Genomic DNA, 22,137 nt, shown 5'->3' with positions numbered 1-22,137 from the left:
CACTCACCTAGCGTGCCGTGACCGGGTCGCGGAACAGAGGAATCAGTGAGCACGATTCAGCATCAATCGTCGCTTCAGTCCCAAACCACACAGTGAGCTGCGGCGTGCCGTGGCCGATCGGCAGCCCCGCGATCACCGGCACGCCGAGCGGGGCGAGCCGCTCGGCGAGCACCGGCAGCGCGTCTCCGCACTCCACCCACGAGCCGAGCGCGATCCCCGCCGCGCCGTCGAGGCAGCCCGCCTGCAGGAGCTGGGTGAGCATGCGGTCGATGCGGTACGGGTGCTCGCGGATGTCCTCGAGCAGCACGATGTGCCCCTCCGCCCGCATCGCGTACGGCGTGCCGCACAGCGCGGCGAGCAGGGCGAGGTTGCCGCCGGTGAGCGGCCCGCGCGCCCGGCCCGGCACGAGCACCTCGGTGCCGGTGATCGGCTCGGGCGCCCCGCCCGCGAACAGCGCGGCCCGCAGCGCGGCGAGCGAGCGCGGCTCGGGCCCCTCCGGATCGGAGATCGTGGCGCAGGCGGGCATCGGGCCGAAGCAGGTCGCCACGCCGAGCCGCTCGGCGAACGCCCGGTGCAGGGCGGTGACGTCGCTCGAGCCGAGCAGGATCCTCGGCTCGGCGGCCCGCAGCTCCGCCCAGTCGAGCAGGTCGAGCAGCCGGGTCGCGCCGTACCCGCCGCGGGCGCACAGCACCGCGCGCACGTCCGGGTCGCACCACGCCCAGGTCAGGTCGGCGGCGCGCTCGGCGTCGGTTCCGGCGAGGTAGCCGCGGCGGCGCAGCACCCCGGGGCCGGTGCGCACCTCGAGGCCGAGCCCTTCCAGCACGCGCACGCCGCGGGCGAGCCGATCCGGGTCGACCGGGCCGCAGGGGGCGACCACGGCGACGGTGTCGCCGGGGCGCAGCCGGCGCGGCACGCGGGCGGGGGCGGGCGGCGCCGTGGGGCGGGGCGTCACCGGCACAGCTCCGCGACCAGCCACGGCAACGAGGTGCCGACCGGCTCGTTGAGCACGAGGTCGGCGTAGGCGTCGTAGGGGGTGGGCTCGGCGTTGAGGATCGCCAGGCGGGCGCCCGCCTCCACCGCCTCCAGGCACAGCCCCGCGGCGGGCTGCACGCTGAGCGAGGTGCCGGCGGCGACGAACAGCTCGCAGTCGCGGGCGGCGTCGACCGCGGCGCGCAGCACCTCCGGCTTGAGCGCCTGGCCGAACGCGATCGTGGCGGCCTTCTGGATGCCGCCGCACGCGGTGCACCGCGGGTCCGGGTCGCCCGCGTCGACCCGGTCGAGCACCTCGCGCATCGGCGTGTGCGCCTGGCAGGAGAGGCACTCGACCGTGAACATGGTGCCGTGCACCTCGATGACCTTGCCGGGCGACGAGCCGGCGCGCTGGTGCAGCCCGTCGACGTTCTGGGTGACGATCGCCCGCAGCCGCCCGGCGCGCTCCAGGTCCACCAGCGCCCGGTGGGCCGCGTTCGGCTCGGCGTGCCAGGCCGGGTGGTCGCGGCGGGCGAGCCAGGCGCGGCGCCGTACCTCGGGGTCGGCGAGATAGGTGTCGAGGGTGAACAGCGCCTGGGCGCTCGGGTCCTTCGTCCAGAGCCCCTGCGGCCCCCTGAAGTCCGGAATTCCCGAATCTGTCGAAATGCCCGCTCCAGTCAGTACCGTTACCGATGTGACGCTTGATACCCACGGTGGGAGTGGCGTGGACGGTTCGCTCACGTCGCAAAGGGTGTCAGACTTGGCCTCACTTATGCGACCTCCGACCCACGTCATCCTCGTGGTCAACGGCATCAAGGTCCAGCGCCCGGTGTTCGTGCTCGCCGCCCCGCACTCCGGCGCGGACCTGATCGGGCGCGCCCTCAAGCGGTCCCCGGGGATGCACATCACCATGGGGCGGCCCGACGTGTCGCGGGTGGTGTACGCGTTCGCGCGGCGGCCGTCGATCATGCGCGGCCAGGCGGGCGGGCCGGCCCGGGTGCTGCGCGACGTGTTCGCCGAGGCGTGGCGCATGGTGCCGGGCGCGTGCGCCGACTGCTCCCCCGCCTGCCGGGAGGCGGGCGGGCTGGTGGGGGCCACGCTGTGCGCCACCCCGGAGGAGGTGACCCGGTTCGGCGACGCCAACCCCGACCTCATCTACAGCGCCCCGGTGCTGCTGCAGGCGTTCCCGGACGCCCGGTTCGTGCAGGTGATCCGGGACGGCCGCGACGTGGTCGCCGACATGCTCGCCGACCCCGCGTGCATGGCCTGGTTCAAGCCCGGCATGCTCGGTGAGGAGGCGGAGTTCCCCAACCCGTTCTTCGGCATCAACTCGGCCAGGAACCGCGACCGCTGGCAGGCGATGCCCGCGGCGGGCAAGTGCGCGCTGCGCTGGCGCAGCGCGGTACGGCTCAGCGCCCGGCTGCGCCGCGAGCTGTCCACCGACCAGCTGCTCACCCTGCGCTACGAGGAGATGGTGGCCTCGCCGTACGCGGCGGCCGAGCGGCTGTCGGCGTTCCTGGAGACCCGGGTCTCGGCGGTGGCGCTGCTCGGCGGCACGCAGCCGCGCGTCGGGGCGTGGCGCAGGCGGCTGCGGCCCGACGACCGCAGGCTCGTGGAGAAGGTGGCCCGCGAGGAGCTCACCCGGCTCGGCTATCTGACCGCCTGACCGCCGGGGCGGCCCTGCTGCTCGAACTGGGTGCGGTACAGCTCGGCGTACGCGCCGCCCTTGGCGAGCAGCTCCTCGTGCGTGCCGCGCTCGACGACGCGGCCCTCCTCGACCACGAGGATGAGGTCGGCCTCGCGGATCGTGGAGAGCCGGTGCGCGATCACGATCGAGGTACGGCCGGCGAGCGCGGTCTTGAGCGCCTTCTGCACCGCGGCCTCGGACTCGGAGTCCAGGTGCGCGGTCGCCTCGTCGAGCACCACCACGCGGGGGGCCTTCAGCAGCAGCCGGGCGAGGGCGATGCGCTGCTTCTCGCCGCCGGACAGGCGGTGGCCGCGGTCGCCGACCACGGTGTCGAGCCCGTCCGGCAGCCCGGCGACGAGGTCGGCGATCTGCGCGGCGCGCAGCGCCTCCCACATCTCCCCCTCGGTGGCGCCGGGGCGGGCGTAGCGCAGGTTCGCCCGGATCGTGTCGTGGAACAGGTGGGCGTCCTGGGTGACCACCCCGATCGTCTCGCGCAGCGAGTCGAGGGTGGCGTCCCGCACGTCGAGGCCGTTGAGCCGCACCGCGCCGCCGGTCACGTCGTACAGCCGGGACACCAGCGCGGTGATCGTGGTCTTGCCCGCGCCCGAGTGCCCGACGAGCGCGACCAGCTCGCCCGGCCGGGCGGTGAACGACACCTCGTGCAGCACCTGGCGGTTCGGGGCGGTGCCGGGGCGGGCGACCGCCTCCAGCGAGGCGAGCGACACCTCCTCGGCCGACGGGTAGCGGAAGCTCACCCCGTCGAACTCGATCGTGACCGGCCCGTCCGGCACCGGCCGGGCCCCGGGCCGCTCGGCGACCATCGGCTGCAGGTCGAGCACCTCGAACACCCGGTCGAAGCTGACCAGCGCGGTCATCACGTCGACGTGCACGTTCGACAGGCTGGTGAGCGGGCCGTACAGCCGCATGAGCATGGCGGCGAGCGCGACCAGGGTGCCGAGCTGGAACGCGCCGTCCACCACGAGCACCCCGCCCACGCCGTAGACGAGGGCGGTGGCGAGCGCGGCGAGCAGGCCGAGCGCGATGCGGAAGAACGCGCCGTACATGCCGTAGACGACGCCGACGTCGCGGACCCGCGCGGCCCGCTCGGCGAAGTGCGCGGCCTCGTCCTCCGGCCGGCCGTACAGCTTGGCGAGCATCGCGCCGGAGACGTTGAACCGCTCGGTCATCACCGAGCTCATCTCGGCGTCGAGCTCCATCTGCTCGCGGCTCAGCCGCGACATGCGCCGCCCGACCCACTTGGCGGGCAGCACGAAGATCGGCAGCAGCACCAGCGCCACCAGCGTGACCTGCCAGGACAGCACGAGCATCGTGCCGAGCACGAGGGCGAGGGTGATCACGTTGGAGACCACCGAGGAGAGCGTGGTGGTGAGCGCGCGCTGGGCGCCGATCACGTCGGTGTTGAGCCGGGAGACCAGCGCCCCGGTCTGGGTGCGCATGAAGAACGCGACCGGCATGCGCTGGACGTGGTCGAACACCTCGGTGCGCAGGTCGTAGATGAGCCCCTCGCCGATGCGCGCGGAGAACCACCGGTCGGCGATCCCCAGCGCGGCATCGACCACGGCGAGCGCGGCCACGGCGAGGGAGAGCCCGATGACCACGCCGGCGCTGCCCGCGATGATGCCCTGGTCGATGATCGCCTTCAGCAGCAGCGGGTTGGCGATCACCACGATCGCGTCGAGCACGACGACCGCGAGGAAGGCCGCGATCTGCCACCGGTACGGCCGGGCGTAGCGGGCGATGCGGCGGACGATGCCGGGTGAGAGCCGCTCCTTGGTCACGGAACTGTCCCGCCGGAGCGTGCGCATCACCCTCGGGCTGAAGCCCTCCCCCAACATCGCCATTCGCGGTCGTTCCTCCCCACCGGATCGCAGGACGTCGGCCGGTCCGGGTCGTCCGCCCTCGGGCGGCGGACCACGGTACGGCGAACACGCCGACGCTGCCCACGGTATCCGGAGGGGGCGACCCCCAGGTCACGGGAGGCCGGGCGGCGGTCACCGGCGCACGGCGGCGCGCCCGGCCGGATCACGGGCCGGGCCGCGGCACCGCGCCCTCGGGGCGCGGTGCGTGTCGCGAACCGGAGCGCCGCCGTATCGGTGGTCGACCGGCGGTCGAGTGCCCGTGGAGCGGCGGTCGAGCGGCGGTCGACGGGCACGGCAACGTCCCCGGATCGCCCTGGATCGGCAGCGCACACCCGCTCGCGGAAAGGTCGGGAGCGGGCCGTGACGGGCACATGCCGGCCCCGCCCGGCGGCCTGCGGCGCGCCGGGCGTCACGGTACGGCCCGCTCTCAGCCGGAGCCCAGCGCCGCGAACAGCGTCCTCAGCCGGGTGACCTGCTCGCGGCGTTCGGCCGCGGCCTGTTCCTCGAGGGTTCTCCCCGGCGCCCCCTGGAGCAGCCGCTTCGTCGCGATCGCCGCGCCGCGGTCGGTGGCGAGCACGGCCGCGGCAAGGTCGGCGACCGCCTTGTCGAGTTCGGCGCGCGGCACGACGCGCTCGGCGAGGCCGAGCCGGGCCGCCTCGGCCGCGTCCACGGTGCGCGCGGTGAGACACAGCTCGATCGCCCTCGACACCCCGACGATGTCCACCAGCGGCTTGGTGCCGGTCAGGTCGGGGACCAGGCCCAGGGCGGGCTCCTTCATGCACAGCTTGGCGTCGTCGGCGAGCACTCGCATGTCGCACGCGAGGGCGAGCTGGAAGCCCGCGCCGATCGCATGCCCCTGAACCGCGGCGATCGAGACGATCTCGGGCCGCCGCAGCCACAGGAACCCGCGTTGAGCCTCGGCGATGCGCCGTTCGAGCGTCGCGTCGTCGAGGGTGGCGGCCGAGGCGAGCGTCAGTCCGTCGGTGCGCGCCCCGTCATCACCCCCCGGTGGTGCCCCCAACATGGCCAGGTCGAGGCCTGCTGAGAAGGACGGCCCCTCACCTCGGATCACGACGACCCGTATCCCCTCCGGCAGGTTCTCTCCGATCGCGGCCAGCCCCGCCCAGGTCGCGAACGTCTGCGCGTTCCGCTTCTCCGGGCGGTTCAGCGTGATCGTCGCGATCTCGCCGTCCATCTCGTATCGCAGTCCGATCTCCGCGAGCCGGTCCGCGGAGATCGCCGCGCTCCCCCCAAGATCCGCTTCCGTCATCGCCCGCTCCATCCGTGTCCGGGTCCCGCTTCTCCCCCGATCGGACCCTCGTCGCGCCCGAGCCTACCGGCTCACCAGAATCAGGTTCTAGTGGCCTGGCCGGTGCGGCGTGGACGGGACGGAGGGGCTGCTGCGGTAGCGCCTTGCGGCGTCAGCGCTGCTGCTTCGACTTGCCCCGGGTGGCCCCGCCGCGCCCCCGCAAGGTGACACCCGACTCGCTGAGGATGCGGTGGATGAACCCGTACGACCGCCCGGTAGAGGCGGCGAGGGCACGGATCGACTCGCCGGCGGCGTAGCGCTTCTTCAGATCGGCGGCCAGCTTTTCGCGGTCGGCACCGGTCACCCGGGTGCCTTTCTTCAGGGTCTCGGCCACGAGTACCTCCTGTAGTGCCGGACTTCCGCAGCGTTACTCACGCCCATGATCAGTCATTTCAGCCGGATCGGCTACCCACTCGACGGGAAAAGATCCGTACCCGATAAAAACGAGATCAGGCAAGTGCCACAAGATCGGCAAACTCGTCGCTCCACGCGTCCTCGACTCCGTCCGGCAGCAGGATCACCCTATCCGGCTGTAGTGCGGCAACGGCTCCTTCGTCGTGCGTAACTAGTACGATTGCCCCAGAATAGGACCTAAGTGCAGAAAGTACCTGATCCCGGCTCACCGGATCGAGGTTGTTCGTCGGCTCGTCGAGCAGCAACACGTTCGCGCTCGACAGCACCAGCGTCGCCAGCGCGAGCCTGGTCTTCTCCCCGCCCGACAGCACACCGGCGGGCTTGTCGACGTCGTCGCCACTGAACAGGAAGGAGCCGAGCACGCGGCGCAGCTCGACGTCCGCGACGTCGGGCGCGGCCGCGCGCATGTTGTCGAGCACGCTGCGGTCCGGGTCGAGCGTCTCGTGCTCCTGGGCGTAGTAGCCGAGCTTGAGGCCGTGGCCGTGCACCACCTCGCCCGCGTCGGGTTTCTCCAGACCGGCGAGCAGGCGCAGCAGCGTGGTCTTGCCGGCGCCGTTGAGCCCGAGGACCACCACCCGGCTGCCCCGGTCGACGGCCACGTCGACGCCGGTGAACACCTCCAGCGAGCCGTACGACTTCGACAGCCCGGTGGCGAGCAGCGGCGTGCGGCCGCACGGCGCGGGCGTCGGGAAGCGCAGCCGCGCCACCTTGTCGGCCCGGCGTTCCTCGCCGACCCCGGCGAGCAGCCGCCGCGCCCGCCGCTCCATGTCCTGCGCCGCCTTCGCCTTGGTCGCCTTGGCGCGCATCCGGTCGGCCTGGGCGAGCAGCGCCGAGGCCTGCCGCTCGGCGTTGGCCCGCTCCCGTTTGCGCCGCCGCTCGTCGGCCTCGCGCTGGGCGAGGTAGGCGGTCCAGCCCATGTTGTAGACGTCGATCGCCTGCCGGTTCGCGTCGAGGTGGAGCACCCGGTTGACCGTCGCTTCAAGCAAGCCGACGTCGTGGCTGATGATCACCAACCCGCCCTGATGAGAGCGCAAAAAATCACGAAGCCACCCGATCGAGTCTGCATCGAGGTGGTTTGTCGGCTCGTCGAGGAGGAGCGTGTCGGCGCCGCTGAACAGGATCCGGGCGAGCTCCACGCGGCGGCGCTGCCCGCCGGACAGGGTGCGCAGCGGCTGCGACAGCACCCGGTCGGGCAGCCCGAGGCTGGAGGCGATCGACGCGGCCTCCGCCTCGGCCGCGTACCCGCCGAGCACGTGCAGCCGGTCCTCGAGCCGGCCGTACGCGCGCACCGCGCGCTCCCGGGTGCGGGCGTCCCCCGTGGCCATCGCCCGCTCGGCCTCGCGCATCTCGCGCAGCAGCTCGTCCAGGCCGCGGGCGGACAGGATGCGGTCGCGGGCGAGCTGGTCGAGGTCGCCGGTGCGCGGGTCCTGGGGCAGGTAGCCGACGGTGCCGGTCACCGTCACCCGCCCGGCCGCGGGCAGCGCCTCGCCCGCCAGTACCTTGCACAGCGTGGTCTTGCCCGCCCCGTTGCGGCCGACCAGGCCGATCCGGTCGCCGGGGTTCACCCGGAACGAGGCGTTCTCGATGAGCAGGCGCGCGCCCGCGCGCAGTTCGATGTCGGAGGCGATGATCATGACGGTGGACACTCCCGGGCGAGGGGAAAAGGCGGGGACGGCATAGGGGGACGAGGGGACGCCGGCGGTCAGTCGGGAGTGCGCATACCGATCAGTGTACGGCCCGGGACGCACCGCGAGCGGCGCGCGCCGCGCGGCGGCCTCCGCGGCCGGGTGGGCGGGGTGGCACCGGGGAGGAACGCGCACGACCCCGCGGGGACGCCCGTCCCCGCGGGGTCGTGGCCGGTCGCCCGCGGTCAGCCGCGCGCGCCGGGGGCGATCCAGTCGTCGATGGCGAAGTCCCTGCGCACGAACCCCTGCTCCACGAGGAACCGCTTGGTGCCCTCGAGCAGGGTCAGGCCCTCCTCGGTGAACGGCGTGTCCGGCAGCTGCTCGGCCAGCGTGGTCCTGCGCACGATCTCCGGCGGGAAGCCGCCGACCTTGACCGCGAACGACAGGTAGTCGTCCCAGTTCGCCTTGGCCCGCCGGGTGGCCTCGACCTGGGCCGCCTGCCAGACCTTGACGAAGCCGGGCCGCGCCTCGAGGAACGCGTCGGTGACCACGGTGGCCGAGGTGCCCCGGTAGGCGGGGTGGTCCTCGGCGAGCGAGTCGATCACCGGGTAGCCCTTGGCGCGCAGCGCCTCGACGTTCGCCGCCGGGACCGCGGCCGCGTCCACGTCGCCGCGCTCCAGCGCCGCCTCCACGTCGGAGCTGTAGATGTGCACGATCTCCTTCGGCGTCACCTTCGCGTCGGACAGCGCGCCGAGCAGGTAGCGGTGCATGTACGAGCCGGTCTGCGTGGCGATCCGGCGCCCGGCGAGCTCCTGCAGCGAGCGCGGCCCGCCCTGCTTCTTGGCCACGATGCCCGCGTCCATGCCGACCTGGGCCTGGGCGATGAGCCGGGTGGGCTGTCCCGCGCCGCGGGCGACGAGCGCGGGCGTGTCGCCGTACGTGGCGAGGTCGAGCTCACCGGCGACGAGCGCCTGGTTGAGGTCGGGCCCGTTGGGGAAGGTGTGCACCGTGATGTCCGCCACCCCGGCCTCGGCGAGCAGCGGTACCAGCGCGTTCCGGTCGTGCAGGTATCCGACCGGGCCGGTGAGCCGGTTCCCGCTGCCGATCACCCCGATCCGCAGCGTGAATCTTTCATTCCCGCCGTCGGCGGCGGCCCGCTCGCCCGTGCCGCATCCGGTGAGCGTCCCGGCGAGCGCGACCACCAGGGCGGCGACCGCCGCCGCGACCGCGGCGGGGGATCGGCGGAGCCTCATCTCGTCACCTCTTCGCTGATCGTGTCTCCGATTCCTTCGCCGATCTCGGTCCGGGTGGTGACCGTGGTGACGATCGGCGGCGGTGTGGCCGGGAGCTCGGGCCCGACCGCGAACCTCGCGCCCGGGGTACGGCCCCGCCCCCAGCCGATCTCGCGGCGGTAGCTGCCGAGCAGCCCTGCGGCGGCGAGGCGGTCCTCGTCGCGCAGCGGGGAGTCCGGCCGCGCCGGGTGCGCGAGCGGTGCGACGAACAGCGCGTCGGCCGGGCAGTAGGCCTCGCACATGAAGCAGGTCTGGCAGTCGGCCTGGCGGGCGATCACCGGCACGCCGTCCGCGCCCCGATCGAACACGTTCCGCGGGCAGACCTCGACGCAGCGGTCGCAGGCGATGCACCGCTCCCGGGAGACGATCTCGATCATGACGCCGCCCGCAGGTACGCGCCGGAGGTGCCGGCGAGGCCGGGCGAGCCGAGCGCGGCGAACTCCTCCGGCCCCACCGGGGCGACCTCGTCCGGCCGGGTCCACGGCTCGTCGAGCCCGCCGACGAGCAGCCGGTGCCGCCAGGCCGGGTCCTGGTCCGGGTAGTCCTCGCGCTTGTGCATGCCGCGCGACTCGGTGCGGGCCAGCGCCGCGGTGTACATCCACCGGGCGTGCGCGGTCATCGCCGCGGCCTGGCGGGTGCGCACCGCGTCGGCGCCCGTGCCGTGCAGGCCGGCGCGCACCTCGCGCCACACGCCGTGCAGCGCCTCCAGCGCCGGGGTGAGCCGGTCCCCGTGCCGCAGGTAGTTCTTGTCGTACGGCAGCACCTCGGCCTGCACCGCGGCGACCACGTCGCGGTGCCCGAGGTTCCGGTCCGGGGCGCCGGTGGGCCGCAGCCCCGCCCCGCCCGCGCCGGTCGCGGGCCGCCGGTTGGCGGCGGGGCCGAGCGAGGCGGCGTACCGGGCCGCGCCCTGGCCGGCCCAGGCGCCGGAGGCGATCGCCCACGCCGCGTTGTGGCTGCCGCCGCCGGTGAACCCGCCGCAGATCAGCTCGCGGGTGGCCGCGTCGCCCGCGACGTACAGGCCGGGGACCGAGGTGGCGCAGTCCTCGGAGACCACGCGGATGCCGCCGGTGCCGCGCACCGTGCCCTCGAGCAGCAGCGTGATCGGGAAGCGCTGGGTGAACGGGTCGATGCCGAGCCGGTCGAAGGTGAGGAAGAAGTTCGGCTGGCCGAGCCGCATCTTCGCCTGGGTCTCGGCGTCGGCCCGGTCGAGCACGCAGTACACCTTCTCGCGCAGCAGCGCGCGGGCGATCACCGAGCGGCCGCGGGTGCTGCCCGCGCCCTCGAGCACCGAGCCGTCCTCGCGGTAGAAGGTGGCGAACGAGTAGTAGGCGGTCTTGGTGAGCGTGGTGAACTCGGGGGCGATCGCGTAGGCGTTGGAGAACTCCATGCCGGACAGCTCGGCGCCGAGCTCGGCGGCCATCAGGTGGCCGTCCCCGGTGTTGACGTGGCAGCCGAGCGTGCCGGACAGGAACGCGCACCCGCCGGTGGCGAGCACCACCGCGGCCGCGCGCACCCGGTACGGCTCGTCCGTCTGCAGCCGGTGCCCGGCCGCGCCCGCCACCGAGCCGTCCGCGGCCACCAGCAGCTCGGTGACCGGGCTGTGGTCGAGTATGCGCACCCCGGCCCGCCGTACCAGGATGCGCATCCGGCGCATGTACTCGGGCCCCTGCACGCCGCGGCGCAGCGGGCGGCCGTCCACGATCGGGAACGGGTAGCGACCGGCGGTGGCGAGCTCGTTGACCCCCGCGTAGGTCTGGTCGAGCACCCGGACCATCCAGCGCCGGTCGGCGAGGTAGCCGCCGAGCGCCTCGCGGGAGGCCATCGCCTTCTCCCGGGCCTCGGGGTCCGGCTCGACGTACCAGATGCCGGTCCCGGCGGAGGCGGCCGCGCCGCTGGTGCCGCAGTAGCCCTTGTCGGCGAGGACGACGTCCGCCCCCGCCTGGGCGGCCTTCAGCGCGGCCCAGGTGGCGGCGGGGCCGCCGCCGATGACGAGGACGTCGGTGGTGAGTTCCAGGGGTCGGGTCATCGTGTCTCCTGCCGTGCGGCGTCGTCCTGTGGGTCGTCCTGTGGGGTGTGGTGCGGGATCGTGTGGGCGTGGGATGCGTGGTCCTGTGGGTCGCCGAGGTCGGGGCCGACGCCGAGGGCGGCGAGCAGCCGGCGGCGCAGGGCGGTGAAGCGGGGGTGGTCGACCGGCCGGGGCCGTTCGATGTCGACGGCGAACTCCTCGGCGATGCGCCCGTCGGCGAGCACGAGCGCCCGGTCGGCCAGCAGCAGCGCCTCCTCCACGTCGTGGGTGACGAGCAGTACGGCGGGCCGGTGGCGCTGCCACAGGCGGGCGACGAGGCCCTGCGCCTTGAGCCGGGTGAGCGCGTCGAGCGCGCCGAACGGCTCGTCGAGGAGGAGCAGCTCGGGGGTGCGGACGAGGGCCCGGGCGAGGGCGACGCGCTGGGACTCGCCGCCGGACAGGGTGCTCGGCCAGGCGTCCGCGCGGGCGGCGAGCCCGACCTCCTCCAGGGCTTGCAGGGCGCGGGCCCGCAGGTCGCGGCCGGTCAGGCCGAGCGTGACGTTCCGCCACACCCGGGTCCACGGCAGCAGGCGGTGCTCCTGGAAGACCACGGCCCGCCGCTCGGGCACGTCGAGCTCGCCGGTGGCCTCGGTGTCCAGGCCCGCGACGGCGCGCAGCAGGGTGCTCTTGCCCGAGCCGCTCGCGCCGAGCAGCGCGACGAACTCGCCGGGCGCGAGGTCGAGGTCCACGCCGCGCAGCACCTCCCGGTCGCCGAACGCGCGCCGCAGGCCGCGTACCCGCACGCCCCGCGCGGTGGCGGGCGGGGCCGCCGTCGGCACCGTGACGGTCGTGTCGGTCATCGGGCCACCAGCCCCCGCCGCCAGGCGAGCGCCTTGCGCTCGATCGCCCGTACCAGCAGGTCGGTCGCGAGCCCGAGCAGGGCGTACACGACGAGCACCACGAAGACCACGTCGGTGCGGAGGAACTCCTTGGCGTCGGTGACGAGGAAGCCGATCCCCGAGGTGGTGGCGGTCATCTCGGCGACCACGAGGCTCAGCCAGCCGATGCCGAGCGACTGGCGCAGGCCGACGAGGATCTGCGGCAGCGCGCCGGGCAGGATCACCTTGCGGACCAGCGCGAGCCCGGTCACCCCGCAGGAGCGGGCCGACTCCACCAGCCGCTCGTCCACGCCGCGGATGCCGTGGAAGACGTTGATGTAGAGCGGGAAGATCGGGCCGATCGTGATGAGCGCGACCTTGGCGGTCTCGCCGATGCCGAACCAGATGATGAACACCGGGACGAGCGCGAGGTGCGGCAGCATGCGCAGCGCCTGTAGCGGGGCGTCGATCACGTCCTCGGCGAGCCGGAACAGCCCGGCGGCGAGGCCGAGCACGAGCCCGGCGGTGAGCCCGAGCGACAGCCCCTTCGCCACCCGTTCCAGCGAGGCGAGCAGGTGCACCGGGAGCTCCCCGGACCGGATCAGCTCGGCGCCGGCGGCGAGCACCTGGCTCGGCGGCGGGGTGGCCGCGCCGAGCAGCCCCTGGGAGGCGCAGACCTGCCAGGCGACGAGCAGGACGGCGAGGCCGACGAGGCGGCGGCCGCGGGCGGCGGCGGCCGCGAGCAGCCGGGCCGGTGACGTCGGCGGCGCCCCGCGGATCAGGTCGGCGGGCACGCCGGAGGTGACGGCGGGTGATGACATCGAGGACGGCTCCTTGACGGAAGGGACGGCCGGTCGGCCCGCCCGGTGGGCACCGGGCCGGGTGCACGGCACACGAAGCGGCTTGAGGACAGGGGTCTGAGGACGCGGCGCACCACCCTGTGCGTCCGCGGGGAGAAATGGCGGCGGGTCCCGGTGCGGTGCCGGGGACGCCGGTCAGCGACGGTCGAGGGCCTGTGCCGGGAGCGTGGGACAACAGGCCACGCGCGGGTGGCAGGTCATGCCTCGACGATAATTCCTACTTTTCCTACTGTCCAGACTGGTTTTTAGGATAATCAGGTGATCTGTTTCACTCCGGCGGCGGGGACGACGGCCCGCGTCACCGACGGCCGTGGGGCCGTGACCGCAGGTCAGTCCGGGTCCAGCACCCGGATGCGCACCGCCCGGAACAGCGCCGGGGTGGACTCCAGCACGGCGAGCTTGGGGTCGGGGACGGTGAGGAACGGCGGGGCCGCGAGCGCGAACACGCCCGCGAGGCGCGGGTCGCCGCGCAGCGCGTCGACCGCGCGCCGGTCGCCGCCGAGCACGACGGCGTGCAGCTCCGCCAGGCGGGGCGCGAGCACCCGCGCGGCCACGTCGGCCGCCGCGCGCAGCGCCTCGTTCGCCTGCTTCTCCCGGCGCCGGGCGAACCGCTGCTGCGACCAGCCACCGGCGGCGGTACGGCCCTGCACGTGCCGGGCGCCCACCTTCGAGGCCACGAGCCGCTCGCCGTCGAAGACGCCCGCGGCGAAGCCGCCGAGCCGTACCAGGAGCACGCCCACCCGGCGGGGCCGGTTGGCGTGCGCGATCAGCCGCTCGACGAGATCCGGGCCACCGGGCCCCGCGTCCGCCGGGGGCGGGCTCGCCGGGGCGTCGCCGGGTGCGGCAGGCGCGTGGCCGGCTCCGGGGGCGGCCGCGCCGGCATCCTCCGGCGCGGGTTCGAGGGGTGGGAACGGGACGTGGCATTCGGCGACGGCGCCGTCGGGCGCGGTGAGCCGTAGCATCTCGATCGTGCCCCCGCCGACGGCGGTGACCTCGGGCCTGCCGTGGCGCCGCGCGAAGCCGTCCAGCCAGCGACGCAGCCGGGCCGGGGCCACCTCCACCCACCGGCCTCCCCCGGCCGCCGGACGCATGGTCATGACCATCACGCTAGCCGGACCGCCGACGCCGCGTGTCCGCTCCCCCGGTGCCCGGGTGAACGGCCGATGCGCGGCCCGCCGGCCCGCTCCCGGCGGCGCGCGGCACGTATCCGCAGGTCCCGCCCGAACGTCGCCGACCTGCGAGGACACCGGCCCGGACGGCGCGGCGGAAACGAAAGAGAGCGGGTCTCCGAACAGTCCGTGAATTCTTCATGCGGCACCGGGAAACCGGTTCACAGATCGGCAAAATCAGGGCCAGTCGGTACATTGCCCGCTCTCCCCCAGCCCACCGACCAGGTCACAGGCCGATGACTTCCTCCGCCGCCTCCGATCCGGCGCGCCACGCCGCGCCCGCGCACCCGCAGGCGCCCGTTCCTCCGCTCTCCGCCCCGCCCGCGGACGCCCCGACCGCGTCCGGCGCTGCGGCCACGCCTGCCCCGGTACCGCCGTCCCCGGCCGCGCCCGCGCCACCCGGCGCGCCTCCGCGGCCTCCCTCCCCCGGCCCGGCCACGGCGCCCTCGGGTCCGCCCACCGTGCCGCCGCCCGCCGTACCGCCGCCTCCGCTGCCCGCGTGGCGGGCCGCGGGCCACGGCGGCACCCCGGCGCCCGCCACCCGCCCGGCGTCCGGCACCACGGAGTTCGCCCCGCCGCCGTCACGCAGGCCGGCCTCCGGCACCTCCCCGCGCCGCTCCGTCGCGTTCCTGCCCGTCGTCGACCTCGACACCGGCGGCGTGCTCGCCGTCGAGGCCGACGCCGGGGACGTCACCGTCATCGGCCTCAGCGCCACCGTCGACGCGGTGCACGGCGCGGCCCGCGCCGAGGCCCCGCTCCCGCTGCTGATCTCGATCCCGGTCGCCGCGGTCATCGGCGGCTCGGCCACGCTCGCCCCGCTGCACGAGGCGCTGCGGGTCACCGGGCGGCGGCCCGGCGAGGTGACGCTCGTCATCCGCGGCGGGTTCGACGAGACCGACCGGCGCGCGCTGCTCACCGGCGTCGACGGGCTGCGCGCCATCGGCTACCTGATCGCGTTCGGCGACTTCGGCGCCTCCGGCGTGCCGCTCGACCTGATCGCCGACGCCTCGCCGTACGTGCTCGTGCTCTCCCCCGACCTGATCACCCGCATCCCGCACGACCACCGGCGCAGCGGCCTGGTGGAGGCGCTCGGCGCCACCGCGCGCAGCGTGGGCGCGCACCTGGTCGCGCCGGCCGTGCGCGAGGAGGCGCAGCTCGCCGCCCTGCGCAGGTGGGGCGTACGGCTCGCCCAGGGGCCGCTGCTCGCCCCGCCCGGCTGGCGTCCCGCGCACGGCAGGCCGCGGGTGCCGCTCCCGCTGCCCGAGGAGCCGCCCGCCGCCGTCGATCTCGGGCCGCGGGTGCAGGAGTTCCTCATGCCCGCGGTGACCCTGCCCGAGGACGTGACGGCGGAGGAGGTCGTCGACGCGCTCGGCACCGAGCCGTCGATCACCGGGGTCGTGCTCGTCGACGAGTACCAGCGTCCCCGCGCCACCGTCGACCGCGGCCGCTTCCTGCTCACCATCGCGACCCGGTTCGGGCACGCCCTGTACGCCAGGAAGCCCGCGGTACGGCTCGCCGATCCGCCCCGGGTCGTGCCCCGGACCACGCCGGTGCTCACCGCGATGCACGTGGCCGGGCGGGACGACGGCCGGGTCTACGACGACCTCGTGGTCGTCGACGAGGTCGGCCGCTGCATGGGCGTGGTGCACGTCAGCGACCTCATCCGGTACGTCGCGGACGCCGGGGCCGCGGCGCGCCCGGCCACGCCCTTTACAAAAGTAGATTCCGTTGTCCGGCCCCTGACCAGGGCCGGCAGGCGCCCGGTCAGAGCCGGCAGGCGTAGATGTCGGTGATGAGGATCGCCCGGGCGCCGATCTCCCACAGCTCGTCCATGACCTGCTGGTGGCCCTTGCGCGGGATCATGGCGCGGACCGCGACCCAGCCCTCGCGGTGCAGCGGCGAGACCGTGGGCCCCTCCATGCCGGGCGTGATCGCGATCGCCTCGTCGATGCGCTCCACCCGGATGTCGTAGTCGATCATCACGTAGTCGCGGGCGACGATCACGCCCTGCAGGCGCCGGATGAGCTGGCGGAAGCCGTTGTCCTCGGCCGCCCCGGCCCGCTTGATGAGGACCGCCTCGGACTCGGCGATCGGCTCGCCGAACACCTCCAGGCCGACGTTGCGCAGCGTCGCGCCGGTCTCCACCACGTCGGCGACCGCGTCCGCCACGCCGAGCCGGATCGCGGTCTCCACCGCGCCGTCCAGCTTGATCACCCGGGCCTCCACGCCCTGGTCCGCGAGGTACTTGCCGAGCAGCCCGGCGTACGAGGTGGCGATCCGCTGTCCCTGCAGGTCGTGCACGCTCTTGAACGCCCCGGGGGGCGCGGCGAACCGGAAGGTGGACCGCCCGAACCCGAGCGGGATCACCTCCTCGGCGGGCGCGCCGGAGTCGTAGAGCATGTCCCGGCCGGTGATCCCGGCGTCCAGGGTGCCCTCCCCGACGTACACGGCGATGTCCCGCGGGCGCAGGAAGAACAGCTCACAGGAGTTCTCCGGGTCGACGACCACGAGCTCCTTGCTGTCCTTGCGGCGGCGGTAGCCGGCCTCGGCGAGGATCGTCTGCGCCCCCTCGGTCAGGGCCCCCTTGTTCGGTACGGCGATACGCAGCATGGCGGCAGGTCTCCAGCAGGTCGGTACGGACGAGGTCGGACGGCGTCGGCAGGCCGGACGGGGGCCGGGCCGGGCCCGGCTCGCGCGCCCGGCCTAGAGATGCTTGTAGACCTCGTCGAGACCGATGCCGCGCGCCAGCATCAGCACCTGCGCGTGGTAGAGGAGCTGCGAGATCTCCTCGGCGGCGCGGTCGGCCGACTCGTACTCGGCCGCCATCCAGGCCTCGGCGGCCTCCTCGACGACCTTCTTGCCGATGGCATGGACGCCGGCGTCCAGCAGGGCCACGGTGCCCGACCCCTCGGGCCGGGTACGCGCCTTCTCCGACAGCTCGGCGAACAGCTCCTCGAAGGTCTTCATCGTCTCTCTCGGTTCGGCAGATGTGCCCAACCAGGATAGTGCGCCCGGGCCCGCGATGAGTCCGCGGTCCCGTCCCCGGGGCGGTGTGTCGCGCCCGCCGGTGGCACCCCGGCGGGCTTCCCGCCGGGCGCCGCCGCGCTCACCCGGCGCCCCGGACGGGACCGCGGGCCCGGGCCGCCCGTCCGGCCGCCACGGTCACCGCGGCGGCCCGCCGGGTGCGAGCACGTCGTTGACGCAGCGCAGCACGGGCCGCGCCACGAGGGCCTCGGGGTCGAGGGGCGCGGGCGAGCGCACCAGGAACGTGACGCTCTCGCCCGGCAGCAGCGTGACGAGCTGCTCGTCGACCTCGGCGGCCGGGTCGAGCCGGTCGGGGAAGAGCGCGAGGTCGACGAGGAGGCCGCGGGCGGTCACGGTGACCCTGGCGCCGTCCGGCACCGGCTCGGCGACGGCCGCGAAGTCCGGGGCGGGCAGCTCGAGGTCCTTGTCGGGGGCGAAGAACCACAGGCAGCGGCGGTCGCCCGCGGTCACCGCGAGCAGCTCGCGGCGCGCGTCGCCCGGATCGGCGACCGCGGCGGGCAGGGCCACCTCGGCGGTCCCGCGCGGCGGCACCCCCAGCTCGAGCCCGTGCCCGGCGAGCACCGTCCCGCCGAAGTCGCACCGCGCCGCCCGCACCGGGGTGCGCCACGGCTCGCCGGTGTCGTTCACCGCGACGAGCACGAGTCCCGTGTCGCGCGGCTGGACGGTGAGCAGCCGCGGGTCGAACGCCCGGCGCAGCGCGTACCAGGCGGGCTTGCGCCGCGCGTCGCCGTCCACCATCGACCAGGAGGTGACCGGCCAGCAGTCGTTGAGCTGCCAGACGATCGCGCCCGCGCAGCGCGGCCACTGGGCGCGGAAGTGCTCCACGCCGAGGCGGATCGCGCGCGCCTGGTTGACCTGGCACAGGTAGTGCCAGTCGTCGAAGTCCTCCGGAACCGTCAGGTACGGCCGCAGCCCGGCGGCGAGCTTGGCGTTGCCGTCGATCGCCTTCTGGTGGTGGCGCATGCCGGGCGAGTCCGGGGTGAGCGGGTCGTCGGAGAGCGCCCGGCGCAGCGTGGCGTACGCGGGCGGCGCCTGGAAGCCGAACTCGGCGACGAACCGGGGCCGGTAGGAGCGGTAGTGGCCGTACTCGCGCCGGTTCCACACGTCCCAGATGTGGATCGTGCCGCGCGCCGGGTCGTTCGGCGGCAGGTCGGGCGCGCCCGAGTACGGCGTGCCCGGCCAGTACGGCCGGCTCGGGTCGACCTCGGCGACCACCTTGGGCAGCACGTCGTGGTAGAACCCGGCGCCCCAGCTGCGGCCCTGCAGGCGCTCCCGCCAGCCCCAGTCGCGGTACCCCTCGAGGTTCTCGTTGTTGCCGCACCACAGCACCAGGCTCGGGTGGTGCACCAGCCGGGCGACGTTGTCGCGGGCCTCCGCCTCGACCTCGGCGGTGAACGGCCCCTCCTCGGGGTAGGCGGCGCAGGCGAACGCGAAGTCCTGCCAGACGAGCAGCCCGAGCTCGTCGCAGACGTCGTAGAGGTCACCGCTCTCGTAGACGCCGCCGCCCCACACCCGCACGAGGTTGGCCCCGGCGCCGGCGGCCTGGCCGAGCCGCTCGGCGTACCGGGCGCGGTCCACCCGGTGCGGGAAGCAGTCGTCGGGGATCCAGTTGACGCCCCGGGCGAAGATCGGCCGGTCGTTGACGACGAGGGTGAACGCGCCGCCGCCGGTGTCGAGGTGCACGTCACGGAAGCCGATCCGCCCCCGCCAGACGTCGAGCCGGGCATCGCTCCCGGCGCCCGGGCCGGGGGCGCGCAGGGCGACGGTGAGCGCGTAACGGGGCTGCTCGCCGTGCCCGCGCGGCCACCACGGGCGGGCGCGGGGCACGCGCAGCTCGACCACGGCCGCGCTCTCGCCGGGGCCGAGCACGGCGGTTCCGGCGACCCCGGCGACCTCGGCCGTCACCTCGAGCGGCCCGTCCCGCCCCGGCTCCCGCTCGACGTCGACGTGCACCCGGACGCGCCCGGCGGCGCCGGCGAACGGGCGCACCCGGGCGAGGCGGGCGACCGACCAGGCCGCCAGGCCGATCGGGCGCCAGATCCCGCTGGTCACCAGGGTCGGCCCCCAGTCCCAGCCGAAGTTGCAGGCCATCTTGCGGATGAACGGGTACGGCTCGTCGTACGCGCCGGGACGGTCGCCCAGCTCGGCACGCCAGTGCTCGGCGTAGCCGTACGGGGCGGAGAACCGCACCGTGATGCGGTTCTCCCCGGGCCGCAGCGCACCGGCGAGGTCGAACCGGTAGCGGCGGTGCATGTTGCGCGCCGAGCCGACCGGCACGCCGTTCAGCTCGATGTCGGCGATCGTGTCGAGGCCGTCGCAGACGAGGTCGACCCGCCGCTCCCCGGTGTCCTCCCAGTGGAAGACGGCCTCGTACGCCCAGTCGGTGCGCCCGATCCAGCCGAGCCGCGTCTCGTTGTCGTCGCGGTAGGGGTCGGGGATGAGTCCGGCGGCGAGCAGGTCGGTGTGCACGCAGCCGGGGACGGTCGCCGGTATCGGACCGTCGACCGGGGCCTCGGTGAGCGGGCGAAGGGTCCAGGTGCGGGGCAGGCGCTGGTGGCGCATCGGCTCTCCATGGGTCGGGGCGCCGTGGATTCGGGCGGCGTGATCGTGGGCACGTCCGGGGCGCCGCGGGCGGGCGTGGCCACGCCGCGCCGTGACCGGCCGGCCGGTCCCTCCGCGGGACGCCGGACCGCGCGCCCGTCGCCGGCGCACGTTCGGCGGACGCCCTCGAACCGGGCCCGGTTTTCGGGGCGTGCGATCCATGAGAGCACTTAACCGGTAAAGTTTCAATCCCCTTGCAACGCCGCGCCGAAGTGGCTGCTGAACCGGTTAAGTCCGGGTGTGTAATCGTATTCGCGAACGGCCGACAAGTGCCGGGGAGCCGGGAACGTGACGGTTCAGGACGGCGGCGCGGTGCTGCCCCGGGGCACGAGCACCGGGGTGGCGTCCTGCATGCCGGTGGTGCGCCGGCCCGCGACGACGTCGAGCAGGCACTCGGCGGCGTGCGCGCCGTACGCGGCGATGTCCCGGCTCACCGCCGACAGGCTGGGGCGGACCAGGCGGCACAGCGGCGAGTCGTCCCAGGCGACGATGGACAGGCCGTCCGGCACCGGGATGCCCATCTCCTGGGCGACCGCGAGCCCGGCGACCGCCATCACGTCGTTGTCGTAGATGATCGCCGTGGGCCGCGAGCAGCTGGACAGCAGGGACCGCGTGGCGTTCGCGCCCTCCTCGCCGCTGTAGTCGGTGTTGACCGTAGCCGTCTCGACGCCCATCGCGGCCGCGAGCTTCTCCATCGCCCGGGTGCGCACGTCGGTGTGCCGCAGCGTGGCGGGCCCGGCCACCCGCCCGATCGAGCGGTGCCCGAGCGCGGCGAGGTACCGCACCACCGAGCGGATCGCCTCGGCCTCGTCGCTCCATACCGCGGGCAGCGTGCCCGCCCCGTCCGGGCCGCCGATGACCACGGCGGGCATGCGCAGCTCCTCCAGCGCCTCCACCCGCGGGTCCTCCAGCCGCAGGTCGACGAGGATCACCCCGTCCACGCGGCGCTGCGCCCACCAGCGGCGGTAGATGTCGATCTCGGCCCGCTGGTCCTCGGTCATGTGCAGCAGCAGGCCGACGGACCGGGCCGACAGCGCGCCCTCGATCCCGGAGATGAGCTGCATGAAGAACGGCTCGAGGCCGAGGGTGCGGGCCGGGCGGTCGACGACGAGGCCGAGCACGTCGGCGCGGCCGTCCGACAGCGCCCGCGCCGCGCTGCTCGGCTGCCAGCCGATCTCGGCCGCGATCCGCAGGATGCGGCGGCGGGTCTCCTCCGAGACGCCGGGGCGCCCGTTGAGCGCGTAGGAGACCGCGCCCTTCGACACCCCCGCCCGGCGGGCGATGTCACCGATCGTGGGACGCCTCATCGCAGCCTCACCGTCTAGTCGGCCCTCCCGGCCTGCCCGAACGTGCACCGGCCAGCTTAACGCCCGCCCGGCCGGGCGGATCCGCGCCGCGTCCGCCCGCGGCCGGGCCGCCCTGTCCGGGGAAGAGCAGTCACCTCCCCACGGCGGCCGCCGTCCCGGCCCGCCGGAGCGCGACGGGGCAGCCGCCCTCGGCCCCGGCGCACGCCACGAAGTGCCCGGGCTCCACCTCCGCCAGGCGCCCGGTCTCCTCCGCCGCGTCCTGTGCGGCGTCGCCCTCGTGCACCGGGCAGCCGGTGAAGGCGTCGTCCTGCTCGCCGTTCCACCGGGCGTGCAGCTGCGGCACCGAGGCGAGCAGGTGCCGCGCGTACGGGTGGCGCGGGTTGGCGAACACCTTCTCGGTCTCCCCCATCTCCACCACCTCGCCGCGCCGCAGCACCACGGTCCTGGCGGCGATGTAGTTGCCGAGCGCGAGGTCGTGGGTGATGAACAGCACGCCGAGGCCGCGCGCCTTGAGGTCGGCGAGCAGGTTGAGCACGTCGATCCGGGTGGAGGCGTCGAGCATGCTGGTGATCTCGTCGGCGACGAGGTACCGGATGTCGAGCAGCAGCGCCCGCGCCACCAGCAGCCGCTGCAGCTGGCCGCCGCTGAGCTGGTGCGGGTAGCGGCCCAGCACCGCCCCGGGGTCGAGCCGCACCGCGCGGAGCGCGGACTCCACCCGCTCGTCCCACTCGGACCGCGGCACCCGGGGGAAGTACTCCTCCTTGATCATCGACAGCACCCGGTCGGCCTTGAACACCGGGTTGTAGCAGCTGAACGGGTCCTGGAAGACCCCCTGCACCCGGCGGTAGTACTCCTTGCGCCGGCCCCGGGCGAAGGTGCGGATGTCGGTCCCGTCGAGCGTGATCGTGCCCTCGCTGATCGGGATGAGCCGCAGGATCATCTTGCCGATCGTGCTCTTGCCGCTGCCGCTCTCCCCGATCAGGGAGACCACCTCGCCCGGCGGCACCTCGAAGCTGACGTCGCGCACCGCGGTGAACGTGGTGCCGCCGAACGCGCCCACGCCGTACCGCTTGGTGACGTTCTCCAGCCGGAGCAT

The 22,137-nt window shown here is 74.6% G+C and carries 19 protein-coding genes; 2 read left to right on the top strand and 17 right to left on the bottom strand.

Annotation, left to right across the window (positions count from 1 at the left end; translation table 11 throughout):
- Window positions 1-7: 7 nt before the first annotated feature.
- Together FHX40_RS10235 and FHX40_RS10230 are read right to left on the bottom strand one after the other, a co-directional pair.
- A complete protein-coding gene (locus FHX40_RS10235) occupies window positions 8-952 on the bottom strand; it encodes a S66 peptidase family protein (protein ID WP_229788143.1) in 945 nt (314 codons plus the stop codon).
- Window positions 949-1,710, bottom strand: a complete 762-nt coding sequence (locus tag FHX40_RS10230) for an SIR2 family NAD-dependent protein deacylase (protein ID WP_229788142.1) — start codon at window positions 1,708-1,710, stop codon at window positions 949-951. Before FHX40_RS10230 ends, FHX40_RS10235 begins: the two co-directional genes overlap by 4 nt.
- Window positions 1,711-1,741: 31 nt before the next feature.
- Here FHX40_RS10230 and FHX40_RS10225 point away from each other — a divergent pair, with 31 nt between their 5' ends.
- Entirely contained in the window at window positions 1,742-2,635 is an 894-nt protein-coding gene (locus FHX40_RS10225; RefSeq protein ID WP_142259387.1) for a sulfotransferase family protein, read from the top strand.
- Here FHX40_RS10225 and FHX40_RS10220 read toward each other — a convergent pair.
- From FHX40_RS10220 to FHX40_RS10175, 10 genes are all read right to left on the bottom strand, one after another.
- Entirely contained in the window at window positions 2,620-4,518 is a 1,899-nt protein-coding gene (locus FHX40_RS10220; RefSeq protein WP_142259386.1) for an ABC transporter ATP-binding protein, read from the bottom strand. The genes FHX40_RS10225 and FHX40_RS10220 overlap by 16 nt on opposite strands.
- A gap of 445 nt (window positions 4,519-4,963) precedes the next feature.
- A complete protein-coding gene (locus tag FHX40_RS10215; RefSeq protein ID WP_142259385.1) occupies window positions 4,964-5,806 on the bottom strand; it encodes an enoyl-CoA hydratase/isomerase family protein in 843 nt (280 codons plus the stop codon).
- A 151-nt stretch (window positions 5,807-5,957) separates the two neighbouring features.
- The gene (locus tag FHX40_RS10210; protein ID WP_142259384.1) at window positions 5,958-6,179 is read right to left on the bottom strand and encodes a helix-turn-helix domain-containing protein; all 222 of its coding nucleotides are present in this window, start codon (window positions 6,177-6,179) and stop codon (window positions 5,958-5,960) included.
- 115 nt (window positions 6,180-6,294) lie between these two features.
- Complete coding sequence (locus FHX40_RS10205) at window positions 6,295-7,893, bottom strand: ABC-F family ATP-binding cassette domain-containing protein (RefSeq protein WP_142259383.1); 1,599 nt, start codon at window positions 7,891-7,893, stop codon at window positions 6,295-6,297.
- Window positions 7,894-8,129: 236 nt separating this feature from the next.
- On the bottom strand, window positions 8,130-9,137 hold the full coding sequence (locus FHX40_RS10200) for an ABC transporter substrate-binding protein (RefSeq protein WP_142259382.1): 1,008 nt from the start codon (window positions 9,135-9,137) through the stop codon (window positions 8,130-8,132).
- Window positions 9,134-9,553 carry a 4Fe-4S dicluster domain-containing protein gene (locus tag FHX40_RS10195; protein ID WP_142259381.1) on the bottom strand — a complete coding sequence of 140 codons (420 nt, stop codon included), beginning with the start codon at window positions 9,551-9,553 and terminating at the stop codon, window positions 9,134-9,136. Before FHX40_RS10195 ends, FHX40_RS10200 begins: the two co-directional genes overlap by 4 nt.
- Window positions 9,550-11,202: an FAD-dependent oxidoreductase gene (locus tag FHX40_RS10190; RefSeq protein ID WP_142259380.1), complete on the bottom strand. Its 1,653-nt coding sequence runs from the start codon at window positions 11,200-11,202 to the stop codon at window positions 9,550-9,552. Before FHX40_RS10190 ends, FHX40_RS10195 begins: the two co-directional genes overlap by 4 nt.
- The gene (locus FHX40_RS10185) at window positions 11,199-12,041 is read right to left on the bottom strand and encodes an ABC transporter ATP-binding protein (RefSeq protein ID WP_142259379.1); all 843 of its coding nucleotides are present in this window, start codon (window positions 12,039-12,041) and stop codon (window positions 11,199-11,201) included. Before FHX40_RS10185 ends, FHX40_RS10190 begins: the two co-directional genes overlap by 4 nt.
- On the bottom strand, window positions 12,038-12,880 hold the full coding sequence (locus tag FHX40_RS10180; protein WP_142259378.1) for an ABC transporter permease: 843 nt from the start codon (window positions 12,878-12,880) through the stop codon (window positions 12,038-12,040). Before FHX40_RS10180 ends, FHX40_RS10185 begins: the two co-directional genes overlap by 4 nt.
- Window positions 12,881-13,248: 368 nt before the next feature.
- Entirely contained in the window at window positions 13,249-14,016 is a 768-nt protein-coding gene (locus FHX40_RS10175) for an acVLRF1 family peptidyl-tRNA hydrolase (protein WP_142259377.1), read from the bottom strand.
- 533 nt (window positions 14,017-14,549) lie between these two features.
- On the opposite strand from FHX40_RS10175, the gene FHX40_RS10170 reads away from it, so the two are divergent.
- Window positions 14,550-15,881, top strand: coding sequence for an EAL domain-containing protein (locus tag FHX40_RS10170; RefSeq protein ID WP_244941589.1), 1,332 nt, complete (start codon window positions 14,550-14,552; stop codon window positions 15,879-15,881).
- Here FHX40_RS10170 and hisG read toward each other — a convergent pair.
- The 5 genes from hisG to FHX40_RS10145 form a co-directional block, all read right to left on the bottom strand.
- Complete coding sequence (gene hisG, locus FHX40_RS10165) at window positions 15,853-16,698, bottom strand: ATP phosphoribosyltransferase (RefSeq protein ID WP_142259376.1); 846 nt, start codon at window positions 16,696-16,698, stop codon at window positions 15,853-15,855. The two genes, FHX40_RS10170 and hisG, sit on opposite strands and share 29 nt — an antisense overlap.
- Window positions 16,699-16,791: 93 nt before the next feature.
- The gene (locus FHX40_RS10160; protein WP_142259375.1) at window positions 16,792-17,055 is read right to left on the bottom strand and encodes a phosphoribosyl-ATP diphosphatase; all 264 of its coding nucleotides are present in this window, start codon (window positions 17,053-17,055) and stop codon (window positions 16,792-16,794) included.
- Window positions 17,056-17,250: 195 nt separating this feature from the next.
- Window positions 17,251-19,695, bottom strand: a complete 2,445-nt coding sequence (locus FHX40_RS10155) for a glycoside hydrolase family 2 protein (protein ID WP_142259374.1) — start codon at window positions 19,693-19,695, stop codon at window positions 17,251-17,253.
- A gap of 335 nt (window positions 19,696-20,030) precedes the next feature.
- Window positions 20,031-21,041, bottom strand: a complete 1,011-nt coding sequence (locus tag FHX40_RS10150; RefSeq protein WP_142259373.1) for a LacI family DNA-binding transcriptional regulator — start codon at window positions 21,039-21,041, stop codon at window positions 20,031-20,033.
- 130 nt (window positions 21,042-21,171) lie between these two features.
- The gene (locus FHX40_RS10145; protein ID WP_142259372.1) at window positions 21,172-22,137 is read right to left on the bottom strand and encodes an ABC transporter ATP-binding protein; all 966 of its coding nucleotides are present in this window, start codon (window positions 22,135-22,137) and stop codon (window positions 21,172-21,174) included.

The sequence above is a fragment of the Thermopolyspora flexuosa genome (assembly GCF_006716785.1).
GTDB lineage: Bacteria > Actinomycetota > Actinomycetes > Streptosporangiales > Streptosporangiaceae > Thermopolyspora > Thermopolyspora flexuosa.
The sequence above is the reverse complement of the archived record's forward strand: the minus strand, read 5'-3'. Positions and strand labels throughout refer to the sequence as shown.

Bases quoted from the DNA above. Each gene is read 5' to 3' on its own strand.
- FHX40_RS10225 (WP_142259387.1), top strand. From the start codon at position 1,742: ATGCGACCTCCGACCCACGTCATCCTCGTGGTCAACGGCATCAAGGTC.
- FHX40_RS10220 (WP_142259386.1), bottom strand. From the start codon at position 4,518: ATGGCGATGTTGGGGGAGGGCTTCAGCCCGAGGGTGATGCGCACGCTC.
- FHX40_RS10215 (WP_142259385.1), bottom strand. From the start codon at position 5,806: ATGACGGAAGCGGATCTTGGGGGGAGCGCGGCGATCTCCGCGGACCGG.
- FHX40_RS10205 (WP_142259383.1), bottom strand. From the start codon at position 7,893: ATGATCATCGCCTCCGACATCGAACTGCGCGCGGGCGCGCGCCTGCTC.
- FHX40_RS10200 (WP_142259382.1), bottom strand. From the start codon at position 9,137: ATGAGGCTCCGCCGATCCCCCGCCGCGGTCGCGGCGGCGGTCGCCGCC.
- FHX40_RS10195 (WP_142259381.1), bottom strand. From the start codon at position 9,553: ATGATCGAGATCGTCTCCCGGGAGCGGTGCATCGCCTGCGACCGCTGC.
- FHX40_RS10190 (WP_142259380.1), bottom strand. From the start codon at position 11,202: ATGACCCGACCCCTGGAACTCACCACCGACGTCCTCGTCATCGGCGGC.
- FHX40_RS10185 (WP_142259379.1), bottom strand. From the start codon at position 12,041: ATGACCGACACGACCGTCACGGTGCCGACGGCGGCCCCGCCCGCCACC.
- FHX40_RS10180 (WP_142259378.1), bottom strand. From the start codon at position 12,880: ATGTCATCACCCGCCGTCACCTCCGGCGTGCCCGCCGACCTGATCCGC.
- FHX40_RS10175 (WP_142259377.1), bottom strand. From the start codon at position 14,016: ATGACCATGCGTCCGGCGGCCGGGGGAGGCCGGTGGGTGGAGGTGGCC.
- hisG (WP_142259376.1), bottom strand. From the start codon at position 16,698: ATGCTGCGTATCGCCGTACCGAACAAGGGGGCCCTGACCGAGGGGGCG.
- FHX40_RS10160 (WP_142259375.1), bottom strand. From the start codon at position 17,055: ATGAAGACCTTCGAGGAGCTGTTCGCCGAGCTGTCGGAGAAGGCGCGT.
- FHX40_RS10155 (WP_142259374.1), bottom strand. From the start codon at position 19,695: ATGCGCCACCAGCGCCTGCCCCGCACCTGGACCCTTCGCCCGCTCACC.
- FHX40_RS10150 (WP_142259373.1), bottom strand. From the start codon at position 21,041: ATGAGGCGTCCCACGATCGGTGACATCGCCCGCCGGGCGGGGGTGTCG.
- FHX40_RS10145 (WP_142259372.1), bottom strand. From the start codon at position 22,137: ATGCTCCGGCTGGAGAACGTCACCAAGCGGTACGGCGTGGGCGCGTTC.